Here is a 20,348-nt window from a genome sequence, read left to right on the forward strand (position 1 = left end):
CATACCCTGTGTATTAGGCAGGGCTTTTTGCCATGCATTTCTTTGCCTTGCAGCCCTTGTTTTCTATTTAGCTATATAAATTTTGACTGTCAAGGACGGGCTTTGCCCGTTCACTTTATCCTTGACTAGCAAAATTTTATAGCTATTATTCTTTTGGGGCTGCATTCTCTAGAATTCTTTAGTTATTCTAAGAGAAATTCAGCTCTTTTTTCATTTTTACTTAACAGCTCCTAAAATTGCCCTTATCTAATGCCTCTGGCCGCTCAGTACTTGTCCTGATGCAAACAGCAGGAAACTTGAAATAAGAGGCTTCTTCCGGCAATGTCCCGCTATCTGAAACTACACAAAAAGCATTTATCTGAAGATTATTATAATCTGAAAAGCCAAATGGCTTTAGATTTCTTACCAATGGATGAAATTTGAATTCCCTCTTCTCTATAAATTTTGCACTTCTGGGATGAGTGCTATAAATAACAGGCATATCGTAATATTCTGCCAAAGCATTTACTGCATTCATAAGAGAAAAGAAATTCACTTCAATATCAATATTTTCTTCACGATGGGCAGAAAGTATAATATATTCTCCTCTCTTCAATCCCAGTTCGTCAAGAATTCTGCTTTTTTTGATTTTATCAATATTTGCAGTTAATACTTCAGCCATGGGAGAACCTGTTACATAGGTACGCTCCTTTGCAACCCCTTCATAATTTAAATAACGTCTAGCATGTTCGCTATAGCACAAATTCACATCAGCAATATGGTCAACTATTCTTCGGTTGGTTTCCTCAGGCAAATTTTCGTCAAAACATCTGTTGCCTGCTTCCATATGAAATATTGGTATTTTTAGTCTTTTAGCTGATATAGCTGATAAAGCTGAATTTGTATCACCCAAAACTAAAAGCGCATCTGGTTTTAATTCTGAGAGTAACTTATAGCTTTTTGCAATGATATTACCAATTGTTTCACCTAAATCTTCACCAACTGAATCTAGATAATAATCCGGTTTTCTTAAGCCCAAATCCTCAAAGAATATCTGATTTAATGTATAATCCCAGTTTTGACCTGTATGTACAAGTATATGTTCAAAATATATATCACATTTTTTTATTATTTCAGACAAACGTATTATTTCAGGTCTTGTACCAAGTATTGTTACTAGTTTTAATCTGCTTATTGATGAGCTATTCACAATTATACCTCCTCGAAATAAGTATCTGGCTTATCTGGGTTATAACACTCATTTGCCCACATTATGGTTACCATATCCGTATCACCTAAATTCTCAATATTGTGTGTATATCCTGGAGGTATATCAATTACTTTCAACTTATCACTGCTAACATAATACTCAATTACTTCATCTGATCCAATTTTTCTAAATCGTATAACACCTTTTCCACTCACGACTAAAAATTTCTCATTTTTTGTATGGTGCCAATGATTGCCTTTAGTTATACCGGGTCTAGATATATTAACAGACACTTGCCCCCTGTCTGAAGTTTTAATAAACTCTGTAAATGAACCTCTTTGGTCGATATTCATTTTCAAGGCATAACAAAAGCTATCCTCCGGCAAGTAACTTAAATAGGTGCTATATAGTTTTCTGGTAAACTCATCAGACATATCTGGAACAGAAATGTCTTTGCGACTTTTCTTAAATGAATATATTAAATCAACTATTTCTCCTAAAGTAATGGTATAAACCACTGGTACCTCGCAAAAGTCTTCAACACGGGTCTCTTTTCCTTCCAATGCTTTTATCAGTTCCTCTACAACATCATCAATGTAAGCCAGCTTCATTACAACTTTGGGATCATTGACAGTTATAGGCAAATCACGGGCAATATTATAACAGAAAGTAGCTATTACACTATTGTAATTAGGTCTGCACCATTTCCCAAATACATTTGGAAACCTATAAACTAACACCCTGGCACCTGTATCCTTACCATATGCAAACACTAAATCTTCTCCAGCTTTTTTACTCTTTCCATACGGATTATCAAGAACTGCTTGGATTGATGATGAGAGCATAAACGGACATGTGTTTTTATATTTTTTCAATGTTTCTAATAACTTAGAAGTAAATCCAAAATTACCTTCCATAAATTCTGATTGATCTTTAGGGCGGTTAACACCTGCCAGATGGAATACAAAATCAGCTTCTCTGCAATATATATTTAATAAGGCCAGATCTGTATCTACATCGTATTCAAAAATATCTGTATATTTCCGATTTTTTAATTCTGCGATTAGATTTTTTCCAATAAAACCTTTTGCACCGGTTATTAGTATTTTCATTTTTATTCCAACCTTCCAGTTCTTTTTGAATATAATCTAAGGTCAATAGTTTCTCTTTAATTTGTTCAACATTAAGCCTGGTTGTATTATGAGATGTATATTCTTTATCAGAAGCTGTCAGTTGTGAGCTTCCTTCGGTAAAAAATTTGTCATAATTCAGGTCTCTTCTGTCAGCCGGTACCCTAAAGTAATTTCCCATGTCCTCGGCGACTAAATATTCTTCTTTTGTTAATAACGTTTCATATAATTTTTCGCCATGACGTGTACCAATTATTTTTATTTCATTATCAGCATTAAATAATTCCTTTAATGCCTGAGCCAAATCTCCTATAGTTGATGCTGAAGCCTTCTGAACCATAATATCGCCTGCCTGTGCATTCTGAAATGCATATACTACAAGCTCCACAGCCTCTTCAAGACTCATTAGAAATCTTGTCATATTTGGATTAGTAATAGTTAAGGCTTGTCCATTCTTTATCTGCTCGACAAACAAAGGTATTACAGAACCTCTGGAAGCCATAACATTTCCATATCTGGTACAACATATTAAGGTTTTATCTGGATCTACAGTTTTGGACTTAGCTATAACCACTTTTTCCATCATTGCTTTTGATATCCCCATTGCATTTATTGGATAAGCGGCTTTATCTGTAGATAAACAAATAACCTTTTTTACATCGCATTCAATAGCTGCTGTGAGTACATTGTCCGTTCCAAAAACATTTGTTTTTACTGCCTCAAGTGGAAAGAACTCGCAGGATGGAACCTGTTTTAATGCTGCTGCATGAAAAATATAATTTACTCCATGCATGGCGTTTTTGACACTTGCAATGTCCCGCACATCGCCAATATAATATTTAATCCTGTCATTCTTATATAGCCTGCGCATATCATCCTGTTTTTTTCATCACGGGAGAATTTGCGTATCTCTCCTATGTCAGTGTTAAGGAAACGCTTTAGTACAGCATTGCCAAACGAACCAGTACCACCGGTGATTAATAAGGTTTTATTTTTGAACATAATTTCCATCTCCTGATTGCTTTTAGTTGAAACCTATCAATCCACATTAGCTTGTATAGCAAAATACAAAATCTTAGCCAAAATATTTAAAGTTATTATATATCCATGTATATATCCACGAGCCATAAGCTTTACTAAAATCTGATATAACACTTTCACTTCTTGGACAATTTACATAATAATTCTAACATATTTCCCAATTTTACCCAAAAATTCTCATAAAAAGAAAGTATTATGAAATACTCTATCGTCTTGCATATTTCGCTTCAATTACGATTTTGTAAAACAGTCTTGAAGGTAAAGCTGTATTCCATATGATATCCGGCTCGGTTCCATATAATAGCCAATTGGTTATCTTCAAAAACATTCCAAGTTCAATCCAATAGCAGTGTCTTGACATGTCAACAGAAGTATACTGGAATTTATGTTTTTTAAGCTTGTTTTTATCCATAAACATAAGCCCGGACAAACCGCCCTTCACTCCAACATATCCGGTTGTCTTCTTTGAAAGCTCGGATATATTGAGATTGTCTTCAGTAAGCTCATTATTTCCGGAATAATGTGTATCACTATTGTAATAGTATTCTTCAAAATCATTGTTTATAAAAACATTTAAAGCTTTAAGGGTGTGCCTTGTATATTCAGGAATAGGTTCTATCAATCCTTTGCATTCATCTTCAAAGATTCCCTCAATTATAGCTGAAATGGACGGATAGCCTATATTATTTTTCTGCCATGTAACTATCTGTTTGAAATGTCATTTTCCAACTTATCAGGAAAAGCATCGTATTCCAGCTTGCAACTCCATTTGAGTTCTGTATCACTGCCACTGCGGAGCTGGGTAAACAACTTGCTGCTGATTTCATCAAGTCCGTTTTGCCTGGTTTGCAGTTCCCTGACGAATCTCGATAAAAACAAGAAACCCATTCCATGTTCCATTCGCGGATTCATAAACCAGGCTATAATTGCTGAAGCCTGTTCCTCAAGAAAACTTTTCTTCCCTGATGCAAGGACTTTAAATATATTCATTGGCATTTCTCCAATCAAAGCGAACTCCACTATAGCTTTCAGGAAACTTTTACTATTATTTTTGTTATATCATATTTCCTAAATTCATATTCATACTGGGAAAAACTGATTTGATTATTTATAACTATACGTTTAAAAAATGGTACGATATTATTTAGATGAAAAACTGACAAATCTGTCTCACTCAAGCATGAAACATTTATAATAATATAACAGGGGTGCCAGAAAACTAAGTTCCGCACCCCAATCATTCATTATTGATTTAATATTTTATGTAAAAAGAATTATCAATAATTTTATTTTTATAGTTAAATTATATCACTGTAAGGAATCCTGCGAATCCTTAACCTGGCAAGGCAAACACCATCTTCAGGCTCACCTGCACAATATGCCAATAAAACTGCATCATCAGTAAAATATATAGCTGTATAGCAGTAACCTCCTCTGTCTTCCTCGCTTTCAATAATAAATGGCTCTTCCCATGTAATGCCATCATCTTTGCTTATAGCTCCAACAAGTGGTTTCCTGCCCCACAAACGGTCTTTATGGGCTATTCTTGTATTATAATTAGGTATAGGATTCCAAACTGCAAGCAAATAGCCATTATGGGGTATTCTCTTCATCGAAAGCGGAGAATCAGGAGAAGTAAACACAGAAGGCTGAGGCATTGTCCAGGTGTCTCCAAAATCCCTTGAAAAAGATTCGTATTGATATCCCATATCGGTCCTGAACCAAGCCCAAATCAACCCGTTTTTGAGTTCAATCAATCCTGTTTCCTGGAGTCCTGTTCGAGATCTGGGTAATGGCATTACACAATAATTTTTGGCTTCTCTCCAAGTAAATCCATCATCATCGGATATAAAGAAACAAGCAATTCCCCTGTAATCAAATGAGGAATGATCATGAATATCATCTCCACGCATCCTGTGCAAATTGCCTGGCACAATAATTCTTCCTGTAGATGTCCTGATAACGCGGTCATTGTTGGAAACAAAATATCCTTTTGTAGGTATACAGCAAACTTCTTTTCCCCATGTTTCACCTTCATCAGAAGATCTCCACAGATGAAGCCTTGTATCATGCCACCCATACCTTTTACCATAGTAAAGTCCGATATCACCATTTAACATTCTCATAAGTGATACACTCATTATATTTTTAGCATTATATTCATCTGGTGTGGCAATTATTTTTTCTTTACTGGTCCAGGTTCTTCCTCCGTCGTTAGAATAAATGGCAGCAATACTGGCTTTTGCGTCATCCTCTGAACTATCTCCAATAAATTTACTGTAAATAAAAACTATCCTTCCATCTTTAAGTGTAAGAAACGCTCCTTCGCTATTTCTGGGATTTCTCTCAGATGGAGGCAATTCATGTACGATTGTGCCTTTCTTTTCCAAAATTTCTCACTCCTTGTTAAAGAAAATAAAATTTTTAGTCTTCTTTTAAATTTTTTTCTTTCTCTTATTATTATATCAGGTTAGTTACTTGGAAGCATCGCATATAAGTGAACTTTTTCTTATATCCATAAAATCTTGAGTATCAGGTTAAATTGAACCGGCTGCTTTGCTATAGGAAAAGGAGATGAAGGCAGAATTACATTTGTTGGCAGCTGAGCCATCAGCTTTGGAGATCAGGGAAGCTGTTATTTCATTGTTATAGAAAATTAAAAAGCTGTAGCCCGCCACAATGATCAGGGGATTCGGGATACAGCTTTTGTAAAGCAGTGAAAAACATTTCAACATACAATGTATTACTCTTTTTTCTCCCTGATTATTCTATAATTATAAACTCAAACATATCATCAATTGGCTCAACACCCAGCCCTGCTCCATCCGGCAGTGTGAAAAAACCGTTTTCACATCTCATATTCCCTTTCAGAAATTTCAGTGAGGTGTCAAATGTTGAGTGTTGAAATTCATGATACGGCAAATCCTGGACAGCCGCCGATACCTGCAAACTCGCCGCCTGGAACACTCCAACACCTATGCTTGCGTGAGGCATTACCTTGCAATGATATGCCTTCGCCATCTGGCACACATTCCAGAATGCTGTTATACCAAGGCGTCCCATTTCAGGTTGTATAACGTTCATACATCTTCTTTCAAAACGTTCTCTAAACTCATATATATTACGCAGTTCTTCACCAATACCAATAGATGTCTTTACCCTTGATGTTACAAACGCCTGACCATCAATATCCTGGGGATGCACAGGAGCTTCTGCCAGGTAAATATCATATTCCGAAAGTTTATCAATAAGAGCTATTGCCTCAAGAGCGCTATATCTCCAATGCATATCTACAAGTATATTATAACCATCTCCTATAGCTTTTCGGATTGCTTTCGCTTCTTTTACTTCACCTTCATAGGAAACGGCCGCAGCAAATTTTACAGCATCATAACCTTTTTCTATCCATTCCAATGCAAACTCGGCACGTTCTTCGACCGTGGCCTTAGGCAAACCTGATACGTATGCAGGAATTTTGTCTCTGCGTTTTCCACCAAGTATCTTACATATTGGAAGACCCAGCTGTTTACCCTTAATATCCCACAATGCAATATCTATCGCTGCCAAAGCGTCACAAAAGAATCCTCCATGATATCCTCTAACTTGCATGGAACTATATAAATCCTCATAAATTGACACAACATCCTGTGGATCTCTTCCAATGATTAAAGGACCCAGGAGATCATCAACTATTTTCGCGCTAACTTGAGGAGAAACGGGACAGAGGGCTTCACCCCAACCTACAACGCCATCCCTGGTGGTTATCTTAACCAGCATAGAATGATCATGAATACTGTATACTGTCTTGTTCCGCGGCCTGATAAAATACCCCTTTTGATTTGGAACTATCTCGCCTAAAGGACCTAAATACGGAACTTTTCTTGGTATTGTTATTGGAAAGGCTTCAACTTTTTCAATTATATCAGTCATTGCGGCGTATCACCCATTACACTAATAATGTTAGGTTTATTTTTCAATTATGTTCCTTTACTATTTAAGATTATTTATTACTTAAGCTCTTTACTTTTATCACAAGTTCTAGTCAATAGTTTTATGTAAATAGATTATCTCTTGTTCTATTTTTTAGCTTTGATATATCTTTTGATTATTGATTCATTTACTTGTCAATTATTAAACTTATTCATGTTGATGGGTTGTTTCGTTTGTTCCAGTTCAAGGCCAGCAGTTCGCGGTTTTTCAAAGTCTCAAAAACTACTTTTCTTGTTTCGTCATCCAGTGGGCTGTTCGGATTTCTCACATATGCTGACTTTATAACTCCGCCTTTCTTTAATATTTCCTTGTGCACGGACATAGCATAATTGGGAAGAGTGCCAATCCTAATCATAGGAAGGTATTTATAAAATATCTCTCTTGCCTCATCATGCTTACCATTTATAAAGTTCCTATATATACTTACTGCCACATCCGGGAATTCACAAGCTGGCATTGTTCCAGCAGACCCACATAAAAACTCCTCGTACATATACATACCGTTCATTCCGCCGAATACAGTTACATCACCCTGGGTGGCTTCAAGTATTTCCGCAATCTTGATAATTGTTGGAGGTGCTTCAACTTTAACATACTGTATGTTCTCGAACTCCTTCGCCAGCTTAGCTATAAGCGATGAAGGAATATTAACATTACTGGCTAATGGAGCATCCTGTATCATTATTGGAATATCCACTGCATGTGCGATTTTTGCAAAGTACTCGTACAATCTTTTCCCATCCGGCTTTACCATTGATGGAGCCATAACCATCAATGCATCTGCGCCTTGACGTTGCGCTTCAATACTTAGCTGCACCGCTCCCTCCGCAGATGTATGTCCACTTCCAAATATTAACGGGATCCTGCCTTTTATTTCATTCTTAACCACTTCTGCTATTTTATACTTTTCAGAAGCAAGCAAAGTATACGTCTCGCTTGCCATTCCAAAAAGACCTAACCCGTCTACTTCTGCCGTCAATTCAAATCTAACAAGCTCCTTTAAGCTATCGTAATCCACACTTCCGTCTTCATTAAACGGAGTGGCAAGAATCGGGAAAACTCCGCTAAATCTTATTTTATTAACAGTGCTCATACCAATTATTCCTCCATAATTATTACATAATATTATATCATAACTATTTTCCCTGAAAATACTACTCAAAAGATATTCTTCTACCTGAAGTAAATTATATACTTGGCATATATCTAATATTGTAATATATTATAATTTGATAGGTGGTGCATACCTAATGAATGATAAATATATTCATAAAACGGAATTGTATATCTTAATCAATATCATATAGTATTTTGTCGTAAAATTAGACGTAAAGTATTAGTTGGTAATGTTGAAAAAGATCTAAGACAAATATATTATTATATAGCAATGAAAAAAATGTAGAAAAAGAAGCATTAGAAATAATACCAGACCATGTTCATATGTTTATATGTTTGATCCTCGACAACCATTGCATGAATTAATACGATATTTTGAAAGAACAAGTAGTAGAATATTAAGAAATAAATATTTAGAATTAAGAAGTAGAATATACGTGTATCATGCGGTTAAAAAAGGACAGCTACCCGTATCTAACTTTTTGGAAAAAACATAATTCTTATCCAATTAAAACAAAATATTAGTAATATAACTGCAAAACAAGGAGGAATATTTATGCGGAAAAAAATCATACAGGAAATTCTAGATAACAAAATTATTGCCATTGTGCGCGGACTTAAGCCTGAACAATGTCTGAGGCTGGCTGAGGCACTTTACAAAGGTGGCATAAAAATGATTGAAATAACATTCCACCAGGCAAATCCTGATTCTTTTTCAGATACTGCCAAATCTATATCCTCTATTAATAAACATTTTGATGGTAAAGTAATTACCGGTGCAGGTACCGTTGTAACACCCGAGCAAGTAGAAATGGCTTTTGAAGCAGGTGCAAAGTATATCATTTCTCCTAACACTGATTTATCAGTAATTGAAAAAACACGGGCTCTTGATCTTGTATCAATACCTGGAGCACTGACACCATCGGAAGTATTAGCTGCTCATAATGCCGGTGCTGATTTCGTTAAAATATTCCCTGCAAGTAACTTTGGCAGTAGCTATATTAAGGCAATAAAAGCACCAATTAGCCATGTCCGGCTGCTTGCGGTTGGAGGAATAAACGAGAAGAATATTAAAGAATATTTGGGCAGTGGAGCAGCAGGTGTGGGTGTCGGTGGAAACCTGGTTAATAAAAAATGGATTGAAAACGGTGAGTTTGACAAAATTACTGCATTGGCAAAAGAGTATATAAATAATATGAAAGGATAGTGATAATAAAATGGCAAGGGTTATCACCTTTGGAGAAATCATGATGAGGCTAAATCCGGAAGGTTATCTACGCTTCACTCAGGCTACAAAATTTGAAGTTTCTTATGCGGGCGGTGAGGCAAATGTTGCAGTCTCTGTCGCCAACTACGGTTTGGACTCGGTGTTTATATCCAAATTACCAGACAACGATATTAGCAGATGCGTTATTAATGAATTGCGAAAGTATGGAGTTGATACGCGAAACATTGTTTACGGTGGTCCAAGACTTGGAATTTACTTTGTTGAAAAAGGCGCATCTCAGCGTGCATCTAAAGTTATCTATGACCGTGCCGGTTCCTCAATTGCACTGGCAAAACAAGAAGATTTTAACTGGGACAAAATCTTTGAAGGAGGAGATTGGTTCCATTTTACAGGTATTACACCCGCATTGGGCGGAGAACTCCCAAAAATATGTCTCGAAGCCTGCAAAACAGCTAAGGAAAAAGGACTCACAGTAAGCTGTGACCTCAACTACCGCAAGAAACTCTGGAGTAGAGAACAGGCGCGCGAAGTTATGCAAGAGCTTATGCCATATGTTGATGTCTGTATTGGCAATGAAGAGGATGCATATGATGTCTTCGGAATAGCCGCTGAGAATACAGATATAGAAGGTGGCGTAATTAACGAAGCAGGATATTTAAATGTTGCAAAGCAGCTGACAGAAAGGTTTGGCTTTAAAAAGGTGGCTTTCACATTACGGGGAAGCATTTCAGCCAGCGACAACAATTGGGCAGGTATGCTGTATGTTAATGATAAAGCATACTTTTCACCCTCCTACAAAATACATATAGTAGACAGAGTCGGCGGTGGTGACAGTTTCAGCGGTGCTCTGATATACTCGTTAATAAGTGGTTTTGATGCTCAGAAAGCCATTAATTTTGCTGTTGCAGCTTCCTGCTTAAAACATACAATTGAGCATGATTTCAACCTGGTAAGTGTAGCAGAAGTAAACTCTCTTGCTGCAGGAAACACCTCCGGTCGTGTACAGCGGTAAAACATTCTCATTGTTTTCTAATATAACCGCATTTTTGATGATGCAGTAGCCTATGGAGGATGGGCAATCAATGTTCACCCTCCATTAAATTTATTCCATAAAGGGCCACCTACTCAGTTTCTGAATTTTGCAGGAGCATATGCCATTTCTTACAGGTGATATTATTAAAAAATATCAATAATTTAATGATGGCAGGCCGTTAAGAATCACCAGGTAAAATTCTTGCCCTTAGAACTTGTGCGGAAATACCGTCTCAGCATTCTCAGGAACAAAGAATGTGTTTATAGTGTGTCAACATATGGCTACCCCAATGCACGGGTATTTGAGGTAAGGATATATTAATTATTGTTTTATTGCTCCTACAATAAGACCTGATATTAATTTTCTCTGGAATATAAGGTACAGTATAATAACAGGAACTGCAATAATAACTGTAGCTGTAGAAGTTAATGCCACGTCAATAGAATACTTGGTCCTGAAAGCGTTCAGCCCCAAAGGAACTGTACGTAACCTGTCACTTGTAATCATAATGGTCGGAAGCATGAAATTATTCCAGGAGGAAACTAAATTGAAAATTATAATAGAAATAACCGCCGGCTTTATCAAAGGAGTTACAATGGAAAACAGAGTACGGTATTCCCCGGCTCCATCAATACGGGCTGATTCAACCAGCGATATAGGAATCACTTTCATAAAACTTCTTATTAAATACACTGAAAAAGGCAACCAAAGGGCTATTTGAGGAAAAATAATTGCCATATGTGTATTCATCATATTAAGAGTCTTTATATTACGAAATAAAGGAATCATTACTAATTCAAATGGAATCAATAATCCAAAAATAATTAAAGATTCTAAAAATCTTTTTCCATGGAATTCCAAATAGCACAGACAATAAGAAATCAAAACGCAGCAAATTACAATTCCGATTACTGTTAAAGCTGCTACATAAATGCTATTCCAAAAGTATGTGGAAAACCGTGCTGCCTTCCATGCTTTGATATAGTTATCAAAATATAATTTTTTAGGAAGTGCTAAAGAACCATAACGCACAAAATCTTCATTGGACTTCAAAGAAGTCATTACAATCCAAAGTACCGGCAAAAGTGAGTAGCAGGAAAATAATATAATGAAAAACACATCCGATACTATAGTTCTTATGCTCTTATTCCTCATTGCATATCTATCCTTTCTGCAGCTCTGTTATAGGCCATAGATACACTAAACAGCAATATTGCAAGGGCGATGGAAATACTTGCCGAATAGCCAACTCTTCCGCTTTGTATACCTTCGTTGTAGGCATAGTAAGAAAGAATATATGAGTTATATCCTGGCCCTCCCTTTGTAGTAATAAACACTACATCCAAAACCTTAAAAGAGCTAATAATCTGCAGCAGTATTGTAGTAACCAAAGTTCCGCGTATACTTGGCAGGGTAATATGCCAAAACTGCTTGCGAAGTGAACAGCCATCAATAGTTGATGCTTCATAAAGCTGCGGGTTAACACCCTGAATGGCGGCACAAAAAACTACCGTATCAAATCCATAAGTCAACCAAATATATATTCCTAGCAATGACCACATAACCAATTTAGGATCTCCCAGCCAGGAACTTTTCAAAAAACCTGCTCCTATCAGGTCAAGAAAAGCATTAATAGGACCGTTTGTTGGTTCATAGAGCCATGTCCAAATTAAACAAGTAACCGTAACAGAAAGAATTTGAGGCATGAAAAAAATCATTTGCCATACATTTGATGATTTAATTCTGTGTCCGACCAATATATTTGCCTGGAAGATACCGATAATAACCGGCACGGCAGTTCCCAATACCATCCAGAATAAATTATTTTTTAGCGCTATGTAAAATTTGCTGGTATTAGAGGTAAACAACTCAATATAATTTTGTAATCCTATAAATTTGGGTGCATTCAGGCCATTCCAGTCAGTAAAACTTATTACTATCGTTTGCAAAAAAGGAATAAAAACAAAAACCAAAAATATCAGCATACCAGGAAATAGCATGGAATATGCCACCAAATCTTTTTTAAGGGTTTCCTTTTTTTTATTGCCACTGACCTTACTACTACTGATCTGAGCCAATATATCACCTCCTATATTTTGCAAATTATATTGACAATACTTTTTGTTTCTTATAACGACGATATATACCGTCTATTTCATATTTTAAACTACTGGCGTATATACCGCCAGTAGTTTAAAATATAATTCCATAAATTACCTGCTTTGTACAGAAGCCTTACCTTGTTCATAGCTTGCGTCCATCTGAACCCAGGCTTCCTCTGGTGTAATTTCATTGAGCATAAGCTGTTGTGTAATCTTTGTTAATGCCTCAAACATGCCAGGTGCGGCATTATCCAGGAAATATCCCACTTTCTGGTTCTTAATAGCCTCCATGAATTCCTGTCTCAGTGGTGAAACTGTAAGTCCTGTAGTATCTATCTTGATTGAAGGTGTATATCCGGCTTCATAGAATTGTGCCACAATGTCCCTGTCAAAGAAAGCTTCCACGAAGTCTGCAAAGAAGGCTCTCATAGTAGGATCTTCTCCGGCTTCCTTGTTAAGTGCCCAGCTAAAGTCAACAGCATTTGTGCCATATTCAGATGGGAAAGCAAATACACCTGTATCAATACCGCTGGCTTCGAATTCCTGCAAACGCCAGTCACCATCATAAGACATAGCAACATTGCCCTTTCCATAGACATTGGATATATAAACCAGATGGTCTATACCCAGAACTGTCTTAACATCGCCGAAATAACCCTTGTTGCACCAATCCTGCAGAATTTCAAAACTCTTTATAAAAGCATTCTTAACTGATTCAGGAGTTGACTCCTGGAAATACCATTTGCGTATATCATTCATATCTGCATTGTTACTAACATTACAATAGGTCATCCATAAAACATGGCGGTTAGAAAGCCCGGCATTGGCAAGAGGAATATAGTTGCTTTCATTTTTTATCTTTGCCAGAATTGCTTCCAATTCATCAAATGTTTTAGGTGGAGTAATATTCAGTTCTTTAAATATTGCTTTATTGTAATAGAATGCGCATGGGCTCATGGTGAATGGTACACTGTAGTAGTGACCGGGAGTCCTCTGGTTATTGAAATCCAATGCTCCCTCTAATGAACGTTCTGCAAATTTGTGCTCAATAACTATATCTGTTATATCACTTATATAGGGCAATAGCTGTTGCTGATATAAGTCGTCTACAGAAAAGATTTCAGGACCGCTGCCGGTGGGTAGCTCTAACTTTAATTTTGTGCCATGATCGCTTACGCAGTCATCAACCAGAGTAATGTTAGGCCATTCTTTTTTTAGTTTTTCAGCAACATTGGCAAGAATTTGCCTTCGGGTATCATCGAATAAATGACCTACTACCCTGACTTCACGCTTTATAGTCTTATCAATTACCGGTTTATCCTCAGAAGTAGTAACAGAACCTTTATCTGTCTCACCTGGAGAAGTTGGACTTTTAGATGAAGAACAGGCCGCTACCACTATCATGGTAATGGCAAGAATTAGTACCAGAAGTTTCTTTTTCATAAAATACCAAACCTCCTATGAATTATTTTATCGAAAGTTTTAAACTTTCGAATTCTATGTTCAAGGTATTGGAACTAATACCTTCAACATTCGGGAATAAGAATCACAGCATTTTGCCATTTGCAAGTTTTCCCGCATATTCATAGATGCCGGGAAAGGTAGCACATTTAGCATTTTCAACATAATAACTTCCGCATAAAGATCCAAGGACTGTTGATTGCGGGACTGATAACCCAGAAAGCAAACCACAGCAAAAACCTGCATTAAAATTGTCACCGCCACCTGTTGAAATACATGGCTTCTTTATCAAATAATTATTGAAACAATAGGTTTCATCCGGGGTGAAAGAAAAAGTTTTATCCAGGTGATGAAATACCACAACCGAGGCTCCTGTATATTCCAAAATCCGCCTGCCTTCGGCTTCTCCTGCCAATGCTTTACCAAACAAGGCTTGACTTACACTTTTGCCTTCATTTTCATTAAGGCTCAAAATCGCCCTTGATTTTTGAGCAAATTTCCGGATTATTTTAATCCCCTCTCGTATTTGTTCATCACTTTTCCTGGTGCAGTCCGATAAATCAAAAAGTACCCACTTCCCTTCAGGTATCTTTGTGAAAATTTCATCGTAGACACCTTCCCATATTTGCCCGGCATGAGGAAGCTCACTCCAGTTCACAAAAACCAACATATCGCTCATGGAATAAAGATCCATTAATTTCTCCAGAGGCACCCTGCTTTTTATAATGTTCCAATCCATGTCGTTAATAGATTTATTAAGAGCACACATTAATTTGCCGTCCTGGAACTCAAAGGATATACATTGGCCAGGATCAGTTACCGAAATCATCTCTTCTGGTTCAAATGTTTCCAGAAACAATGGATGTCTTTCCGGATATCCCAATGCGCCTATACAAACCACCCGGGCACCCAAACTTTTCATTGCTGCCGCCGTATTAGGCACATTTCCTCCTATTTTCTCCATTATAGTTTCCAGTTCAATAGAACCACTAAGTTCGTGCCTGGAAGATATGTAATTTCCAAAACTCTTTAATGTTTCAAAATAATCAGGATTATTTCCTACATGTCCCGACTGTATAGGCTTGACAATAATATCTATAAAACCATCAAAACCAAGAACGACTTTTTTCCTATTAAGTTTGTTTACTATGGCAGTATAGTCATTAATGTGTAAATCAGAAAGTTTTAATAGCAAGCCATCACCTCAAATCCATTTTTTAATACTTTCATTTCTTTAATGTTTATACTTGTGATAGATAATGCCAGATAATTAATTAAGTTACTTATTTAATGTTAGCTAATTTTGCCTTTTTTTATTTCTTCATTTAACCAGAAAAAATCTCTTTCAGCTTTTCTTTAATTGCAATGGTAGCTGCCCCTACAACGCTTGGCTCAGGGCTTTTCTGCAGTTGGCATGTAATATTGCGAGAGTTAAGACGAGACAAATATCTATTTATAGATTCAATTAATAAAGGACCTAATAGTTTTACACTGATACCCCCTAGCACCACCACATCCACATCTAAAATACTGTAAATATTGGCAATACACAGCGCAAGATTTCCTGCAACATGATCAATCAGCAAATGAAAATCGCTGGTAGTCTCAAATTTTTTCCAGCTTTCTCCTTCAAACAGCTGTGAAAAAAAGGGCCACCGCTTTGTCAGCGCATGGGCATTAACCTGGCTTTCAAGCCATCCAGACCGTTCTGTTGAAGTTATAAAATTTTTATCATATACCATATAGCCTATTTCACCACTGGAATTCCAGACACCTCTGCGTAACTTGCCCTGTAGAACCACACCTGCACCAAGTCCGGTTCCAAGTGAAATATACACCAAATCTGAAGCATCAGTTAGCTTTCGTATAGTAAATTCTCCTAAAGCTCCTGCATTTGCATCATTTTCAATAAAAGCATCAAGACCTAACTGATTTTTCAGTTCCTGGAGAATTGGCTTACAGTCCACATCATGCAATATTCCTACTAAAGGTGCAGCTGAAACAATGTTATTTTTTATATCAACAATGGCAGGTACACCTATTCCTACACCCATTATTTTTTCCCAGGAAATACCACTGGAATCAACAATACCTTTTATTAAAGGAATACATTCTTTTTGCATCACTTCTGTAAAATGCCCGGAAACCCGCTTCTGCTTTGAAGTCTTTAAATCACCTTCCAGGTTGACAATTCCTACTTTTAAAAAATCTCCCTCATACTCTACTCCAATAGAAAACCTGGCATCAGCATTAAACCTCAGCATCTGTGGTTTTCGGCCAAGGCTGGGTTTACACTCTCCCTCCTCACTTACCAATCCTAATTCCAGAAAATAAGATATTATTTTGAGAACAGTAGGAGTGCTAATGCCTGTCAACCGGGCAATTTCAGCACGGAAAATCTCCTTTTTCTTCTCTAATAGCCTGTAAACTATCTCCCTGTTTAAATCTTTTAAATCAGAAGCGTTGTACGATTTCAATTTTACCCTCTCACTAAATCCATTTTATAATGTCAACAATTTTTATTCACTATATTTCCCAATAACCTGGCGGCTTTGCAATCTAAAAAGAAAACCGCATTTTCATGTTTTTGCAGCATTGAAGAAGGAATTTCCTCACAGGGCGCATCAATCAGTGTTTTCTTTGCGATTTCAGCTTTCTCTTCTCCACTTATAAGTACAAGTATTTTCTTTGCTGCTTTTATTGTATCATATCCGATAGTGATACCGGTCTGAAGATTCAATTGTTTTCCGAAATATTTCACACTAACCTGTTTTGTAACATCTGAAAGAGGAACATCAACGCAAGCACCCGGTTTAAACTGGTTTGGCTCAATAAATCCGATATGGCCGTTCATCCCTACTCCAAGCAGCAGTAAATCAATCCCGCCATGTGCCCTTATATATGATGCTATTCTTTCTTTTTCCTCCTCTATGCTGTCAGCCAGGCCGTTAAATACCTTAATTCTGTCCGAAGGAATTCCCGCCGGTTTATAAAACGTATCAGTCATAACCTGAACGCAAGAACCCTTTGTTTCATAACCAATGCCCCACCATTCATCCAAGCTGACATAATATGAAGAGGACAGGTCTACTTTGCCCTGGCTTTGAAGTTTGATCAACTCCTGGAAAGTACGCAAAGGTGTGTTTCCAGCCGCAAAACAGGTAAGTCCTCCAGGGTTTTGATTCATATGCTCAGCAATGAAAATTGCCGCATTTCTGCTCAATTCATCATGATTGTCAAAAACTCTTATATCCATTTTTCATAACCTTCTTTATGTATAATAAGTTTATTAACATAATACATTTAGTTTACTTTGCTCAGCTCTTCAATTGCTTCATTAAGAATATCATCCAGCTGTCGGCAATAATTCTCTTCAATTGCCGGTTCCATATTTTTATAACCTTCCAGTTTGCTTTGAATAAACTCATCAACCTTATCACAAAGGTCCCTGCAACCTTTACTCTCCCAAACCTCATATGGAATACGGTCAAAAATAGGTGAAAAATATATACTTTCCCTGAGATGCTGAACAGTGTGCTCCTGGTATATATAATTTGCTTCATGACCTGCATCAATTATTTCCTTGATGGCCAGTGTTTCTTCATTAACCTCAAAACCATTCAGCATATAGTTAACAGCCCGTATCCATTCATTATCAAGCACAAGCTGCTCCAGGCTTATACCCTGGTCCGCACCCGAAATACCCATTGCTCCTATGCCACCGCATCCGGCAAGAACACCAAAAAGAGCAGTTGAAACTTTCTCTACTCCGGCCTGAAAATCAGGATAAATAGCATCACTTAATCCAGAGTTCGACCGGCTGTCCAGCCCGTAAAAATCCGCCAGCTGAGCAGTAGCTACGGCAAATATGCCCTGGTTCGGTGATCCAAAAGAACACATCATGTTGGAAGGATTTACACTATGACATATGCTTCCAAACTCTGCAAACTTACCAGTTAACTGGTAAACTATGAACTGTGATGCCAGAATCTCTGCACAGGAAAGCACCAACGTTCCTGCAATTGTAACCGGACCGGTAGAGCCGGACATTACCATGCTCCCCACAGAAATATCTCCTCCTTCTCTTGCAGTAACAAGTGCTATCTCCAAACTGTTCGCTGCGTACTGCAGAGGAGAAATTGTATTAAGATAGTATCCGAATCTTCTTCCCAATGTCTTCATCATACGATATATGTATTTTGCAGAAGTAGGAGAAAGTATATAGGTCTTTCCTTCTTTTTTAGCATATGTAAGTATTTTATGCATTGATATAACATCGCTCTGGTTATAGGGAACATCTGAAGGAACAACTATCGGGTTATTCTTTTGATAGCTTTCCAACTGATCAACAAGATATATACCCTTCAGGACATCATCCATTAACCCGTATCTGCGAATATGATTTTTCTTGTCCACAAAAAATGTCTGGGTAGAAATGTTAGCATATACTTTCTTAACTGGTTCCATCAGCTTTCGTCTGGGTCTTTCTTTACGCATCAGGCCAACAAGTTCCTCAATAATTTCAACCGGGAACCGGACAATCTGCAACTGCTCATCCACTCTGGCTCCTGCTTTTTGGCAGATCTTCAGGATTTCCTGATTAGGTACTTTTATACCGGTTTCTTTTAGAATACGTAAAGCTCCACTATGAATCTGTTCTATCTCGTTTTCTGTCAGAACCTGAACTGCCGCAAGCACTTTTCCCATCACTCTACCCGCCTTTACAGTTAAGTATACATGAATTATTAATGCTTCGAAATTTTATTATTGCTTTCAGAGACATATTAGCATATAATGTCAGTAAATGCAATACTTAATTAAGTTAAATAATTAATTATCTATCTATTATTTATAATGGCCTTTAGCAGCGAAAGGAGAATTACCATGACAAAAATTATTGCTCATAGAGGATTCAGTGGTTTATACCCCGAGAATACGATACTGGCCTTTAAAAAAGCCCTTGAACTTGGCGCAGATGGTGCAGAACTTGACATTCAATTGACTAAAGACAATATTTTAGTTGTTTTTCATGATGAATCACTATTACGTTTTACTGGAGAAGACTTATTAGTAAAAGATCTTACATATGAAGAGTTGCTTAAATGCGATGTTTCCGGTCAATTCAAAGGAAAGTACGGATTTCAGAAAATACCAACATTAGAACAGTATTTTGATTTAGTAAAAGACCATAACTTTTTATCTATCCTTGAATTAAAAACTACTATTTTTGAATATCCAGGCATAGAGGAAGCTGTTATTAGAATGATTTATGATTACAAGCTGGAGCAAAAAGTTATAATTTCTTCTTTCAACCACTATACCCTGCTTCGCTGTAAAGCAATAGCTCCCCAGCTTTCTTATGGCATACTTTATGAATGCCGTTTAGTGGAGCCACAAATTTATGCCCAACTTTTGGGAATGTCATATCTACATCCAGACTATCATTTTCTCAATGATAATGAAATCGCAAAATGCAAAAAAGTTGGGATTGGTTTAAACGCCTGGACAGTGGACAATGAAGCTGACATGATTTATCTGCTGCAGCAAGGTATTGACGCTATTATGACAAACTATCCTGATAGGCTTATAGAATTGAAGAAGAAATGTGTTTAGGCAATAATGCTTGAGGAGAGATTTAAAAATCCTTTGGGTTAATAAAATTCATTTAAAGAATTCCAGAACAAAATATATTTGTGTCTTGGAATTCTTTGTTTTTCCGGAAAAATTATGAATAATGCGGATTTTCTTTACTCATTCTGTAAGAATCAATTAAATTCGATTTTACAAAAACTCCTCGAAGAGTAATTGCTTGTAACATTAATACTGAGTTACGATGCAAACCTTTTATAAAGAATGGCAATATAATACTTGTGCAAATTTGTGTAAATAGTGAAGCAAAGGCAGCACCTGAAGCCCCCCACAATGGAATAAAAAGGAGCATTCCTGTAATGAAACAAACTGAACTTTGAAAATAGAAGTACCTCCTGTTAGAATACAGGGTGTAAGATCTGCAGGGCTTACCCCTAATGAATAAGACTAACAACGGAGGTACGTAATA

General features: G+C 36.9%; 18 protein-coding genes and 1 pseudogene. 4 read left to right on the forward strand and 15 right to left on the reverse strand.

Annotation, left to right across the window (positions count from 1 at the left end):
* Nucleotides 1-220 precede the first annotated feature (220 nt).
* The 8 genes and pseudogenes from wecB to GXX20_07430 form a co-directional block, all read right to left on the reverse strand.
* Nucleotides 221-1,174 (reverse strand): UDP-N-acetylglucosamine 2-epimerase (non-hydrolyzing), encoded by a 954-nt coding sequence (gene wecB / locus GXX20_07395; GenBank protein ID HHW31479.1) that lies wholly within the window; start codon nt 1,172-1,174, stop codon nt 221-223.
* Between the two features lie 17 nt (nt 1,175-1,191).
* On the reverse strand, nt 1,192-2,301 hold the full coding sequence (locus tag GXX20_07400; protein HHW31480.1) for a capsular polysaccharide biosynthesis protein CapF: 1,110 nt from the start codon (nt 2,299-2,301) through the stop codon (nt 1,192-1,194).
* Nucleotides 2,213-3,321: pseudogene (locus GXX20_07405) on the reverse strand (polysaccharide biosynthesis protein). Before GXX20_07405 ends, GXX20_07400 begins: the two are co-directional and overlap by 89 nt.
* Nucleotides 3,322-3,565: 244 nt before the next feature.
* Complete coding sequence (locus tag GXX20_07410) at nt 3,566-3,982, reverse strand: hypothetical protein (GenBank protein HHW31481.1); 417 nt, start codon at nt 3,980-3,982, stop codon at nt 3,566-3,568.
* Nucleotides 3,983-4,062: 80 nt separating this feature from the next.
* Complete coding sequence (locus tag GXX20_07415; GenBank protein ID HHW31482.1) at nt 4,063-4,350, reverse strand: PD-(D/E)XK nuclease family protein; 288 nt, start codon at nt 4,348-4,350, stop codon at nt 4,063-4,065.
* Between the two features lie 308 nt (nt 4,351-4,658).
* Nucleotides 4,659-5,750, reverse strand: a complete 1,092-nt coding sequence (locus tag GXX20_07420) for an exo-alpha-sialidase (GenBank protein HHW31483.1) — start codon at nt 5,748-5,750, stop codon at nt 4,659-4,661.
* A 373-nt stretch (nt 5,751-6,123) separates the two neighbouring features.
* Nucleotides 6,124-7,290 carry a mandelate racemase/muconate lactonizing enzyme family protein gene (locus tag GXX20_07425; GenBank protein HHW31484.1) on the reverse strand — a complete coding sequence of 389 codons (1,167 nt, stop codon included), beginning with the start codon at nt 7,288-7,290 and terminating at the stop codon, nt 6,124-6,126.
* 211 nt (nt 7,291-7,501) lie between these two features.
* Nucleotides 7,502-8,443: a dihydrodipicolinate synthase family protein gene (locus GXX20_07430; protein HHW31485.1), complete on the reverse strand. Its 942-nt coding sequence runs from the start codon at nt 8,441-8,443 to the stop codon at nt 7,502-7,504.
* A gap of 186 nt (nt 8,444-8,629) precedes the next feature.
* Between GXX20_07430 and GXX20_07435 the strand changes: the two genes are divergently transcribed.
* From GXX20_07435 to GXX20_07445, 3 genes are all read left to right on the forward strand, one after another.
* On the forward strand, nt 8,630-8,752 hold the full coding sequence (locus GXX20_07435) for a hypothetical protein (GenBank protein HHW31486.1): 123 nt from the start codon (nt 8,630-8,632) through the stop codon (nt 8,750-8,752).
* 270 nt (nt 8,753-9,022) lie between these two features.
* Complete coding sequence (locus tag GXX20_07440; protein ID HHW31487.1) at nt 9,023-9,673, forward strand: bifunctional 4-hydroxy-2-oxoglutarate aldolase/2-dehydro-3-deoxy-phosphogluconate aldolase; 651 nt, start codon at nt 9,023-9,025, stop codon at nt 9,671-9,673.
* Nucleotides 9,674-9,683: 10 nt separating this feature from the next.
* Nucleotides 9,684-10,706 (forward strand): sugar kinase, encoded by a 1,023-nt coding sequence (locus GXX20_07445; GenBank protein ID HHW31488.1) that lies wholly within the window; start codon nt 9,684-9,686, stop codon nt 10,704-10,706.
* 342 nt (nt 10,707-11,048) lie between these two features.
* Here GXX20_07445 and GXX20_07450 read toward each other — a convergent pair whose 3' ends face one another.
* The 7 genes from GXX20_07450 to GXX20_07480 form a co-directional block, all read right to left on the reverse strand.
* A complete protein-coding gene (locus GXX20_07450; GenBank protein HHW31489.1) occupies nt 11,049-11,882 on the reverse strand; it encodes a carbohydrate ABC transporter permease in 834 nt (277 codons plus the stop codon).
* Complete coding sequence (locus tag GXX20_07455; protein ID HHW31490.1) at nt 11,879-12,805, reverse strand: sugar ABC transporter permease; 927 nt, start codon at nt 12,803-12,805, stop codon at nt 11,879-11,881. Before GXX20_07455 ends, GXX20_07450 begins: the two co-directional genes overlap by 4 nt.
* Nucleotides 12,806-12,940: 135 nt before the next feature.
* Complete coding sequence (locus GXX20_07460; GenBank protein ID HHW31491.1) at nt 12,941-14,272, reverse strand: extracellular solute-binding protein; 1,332 nt, start codon at nt 14,270-14,272, stop codon at nt 12,941-12,943.
* Between the two features lie 103 nt (nt 14,273-14,375).
* Nucleotides 14,376-15,485: a carbohydrate kinase family protein gene (locus GXX20_07465; GenBank protein HHW31492.1), complete on the reverse strand. Its 1,110-nt coding sequence runs from the start codon at nt 15,483-15,485 to the stop codon at nt 14,376-14,378.
* A gap of 130 nt (nt 15,486-15,615) precedes the next feature.
* Nucleotides 15,616-16,767: an ROK family protein gene (locus GXX20_07470; GenBank protein ID HHW31493.1), complete on the reverse strand. Its 1,152-nt coding sequence runs from the start codon at nt 16,765-16,767 to the stop codon at nt 15,616-15,618.
* Nucleotides 16,768-16,799: 32 nt separating this feature from the next.
* Nucleotides 16,800-17,546 (reverse strand): glucosamine-6-phosphate deaminase, encoded by a 747-nt coding sequence (locus GXX20_07475; protein HHW31494.1) that lies wholly within the window; start codon nt 17,544-17,546, stop codon nt 16,800-16,802.
* A gap of 47 nt (nt 17,547-17,593) precedes the next feature.
* On the reverse strand, nt 17,594-19,000 hold the full coding sequence (locus GXX20_07480) for a hypothetical protein (GenBank protein ID HHW31495.1): 1,407 nt from the start codon (nt 18,998-19,000) through the stop codon (nt 17,594-17,596).
* Nucleotides 19,001-19,174: 174 nt separating this feature from the next.
* Between GXX20_07480 and GXX20_07485 the strand changes: the two genes are divergently transcribed.
* Nucleotides 19,175-19,903: a glycerophosphodiester phosphodiesterase gene (locus GXX20_07485; protein ID HHW31496.1), complete on the forward strand. Its 729-nt coding sequence runs from the start codon at nt 19,175-19,177 to the stop codon at nt 19,901-19,903.
* The last annotated feature ends 445 nt before the right edge of the window (nt 19,904-20,348 follow it).

The organism is Clostridiaceae bacterium, assembly GCA_012840395.1.
Taxonomy (GTDB): Bacteria; Bacillota; Clostridia; order Acetivibrionales; family DULL01; genus DULL01.

What these genes read in the sequence shown, in the direction of transcription:
- GXX20_07445 (HHW31488.1), top strand. Translation starts at nt 9,684, where the DNA reads ATGGCAAGGGTTATCACCTTTGGAGAAATCATGATGAGGCTAAATCCG.
- GXX20_07430 (HHW31485.1), bottom strand. Translation starts at nt 8,443, where the DNA reads ATGAGCACTGTTAATAAAATAAGATTTAGCGGAGTTTTCCCGATTCTT.
- GXX20_07485 (HHW31496.1), top strand. Translation starts at nt 19,175, where the DNA reads ATGACAAAAATTATTGCTCATAGAGGATTCAGTGGTTTATACCCCGAG.
- GXX20_07450 (HHW31489.1), bottom strand. Translation starts at nt 11,882, where the DNA reads ATGAGGAATAAGAGCATAAGAACTATAGTATCGGATGTGTTTTTCATT.
- GXX20_07400 (HHW31480.1), bottom strand. Translation starts at nt 2,301, where the DNA reads ATGAAAATACTAATAACCGGTGCAAAAGGTTTTATTGGAAAAAATCTA.
- GXX20_07460 (HHW31491.1), bottom strand. Translation starts at nt 14,272, where the DNA reads ATGAAAAAGAAACTTCTGGTACTAATTCTTGCCATTACCATGATAGTG.
- GXX20_07415 (HHW31482.1), bottom strand. Translation starts at nt 4,350, where the DNA reads ATGAATATATTTAAAGTCCTTGCATCAGGGAAGAAAAGTTTTCTTGAG.
- GXX20_07440 (HHW31487.1), top strand. Translation starts at nt 9,023, where the DNA reads ATGCGGAAAAAAATCATACAGGAAATTCTAGATAACAAAATTATTGCC.
- GXX20_07475 (HHW31494.1), bottom strand. Translation starts at nt 17,546, where the DNA reads ATGGATATAAGAGTTTTTGACAATCATGATGAATTGAGCAGAAATGCG.
- GXX20_07425 (HHW31484.1), bottom strand. Translation starts at nt 7,290, where the DNA reads ATGACTGATATAATTGAAAAAGTTGAAGCCTTTCCAATAACAATACCA.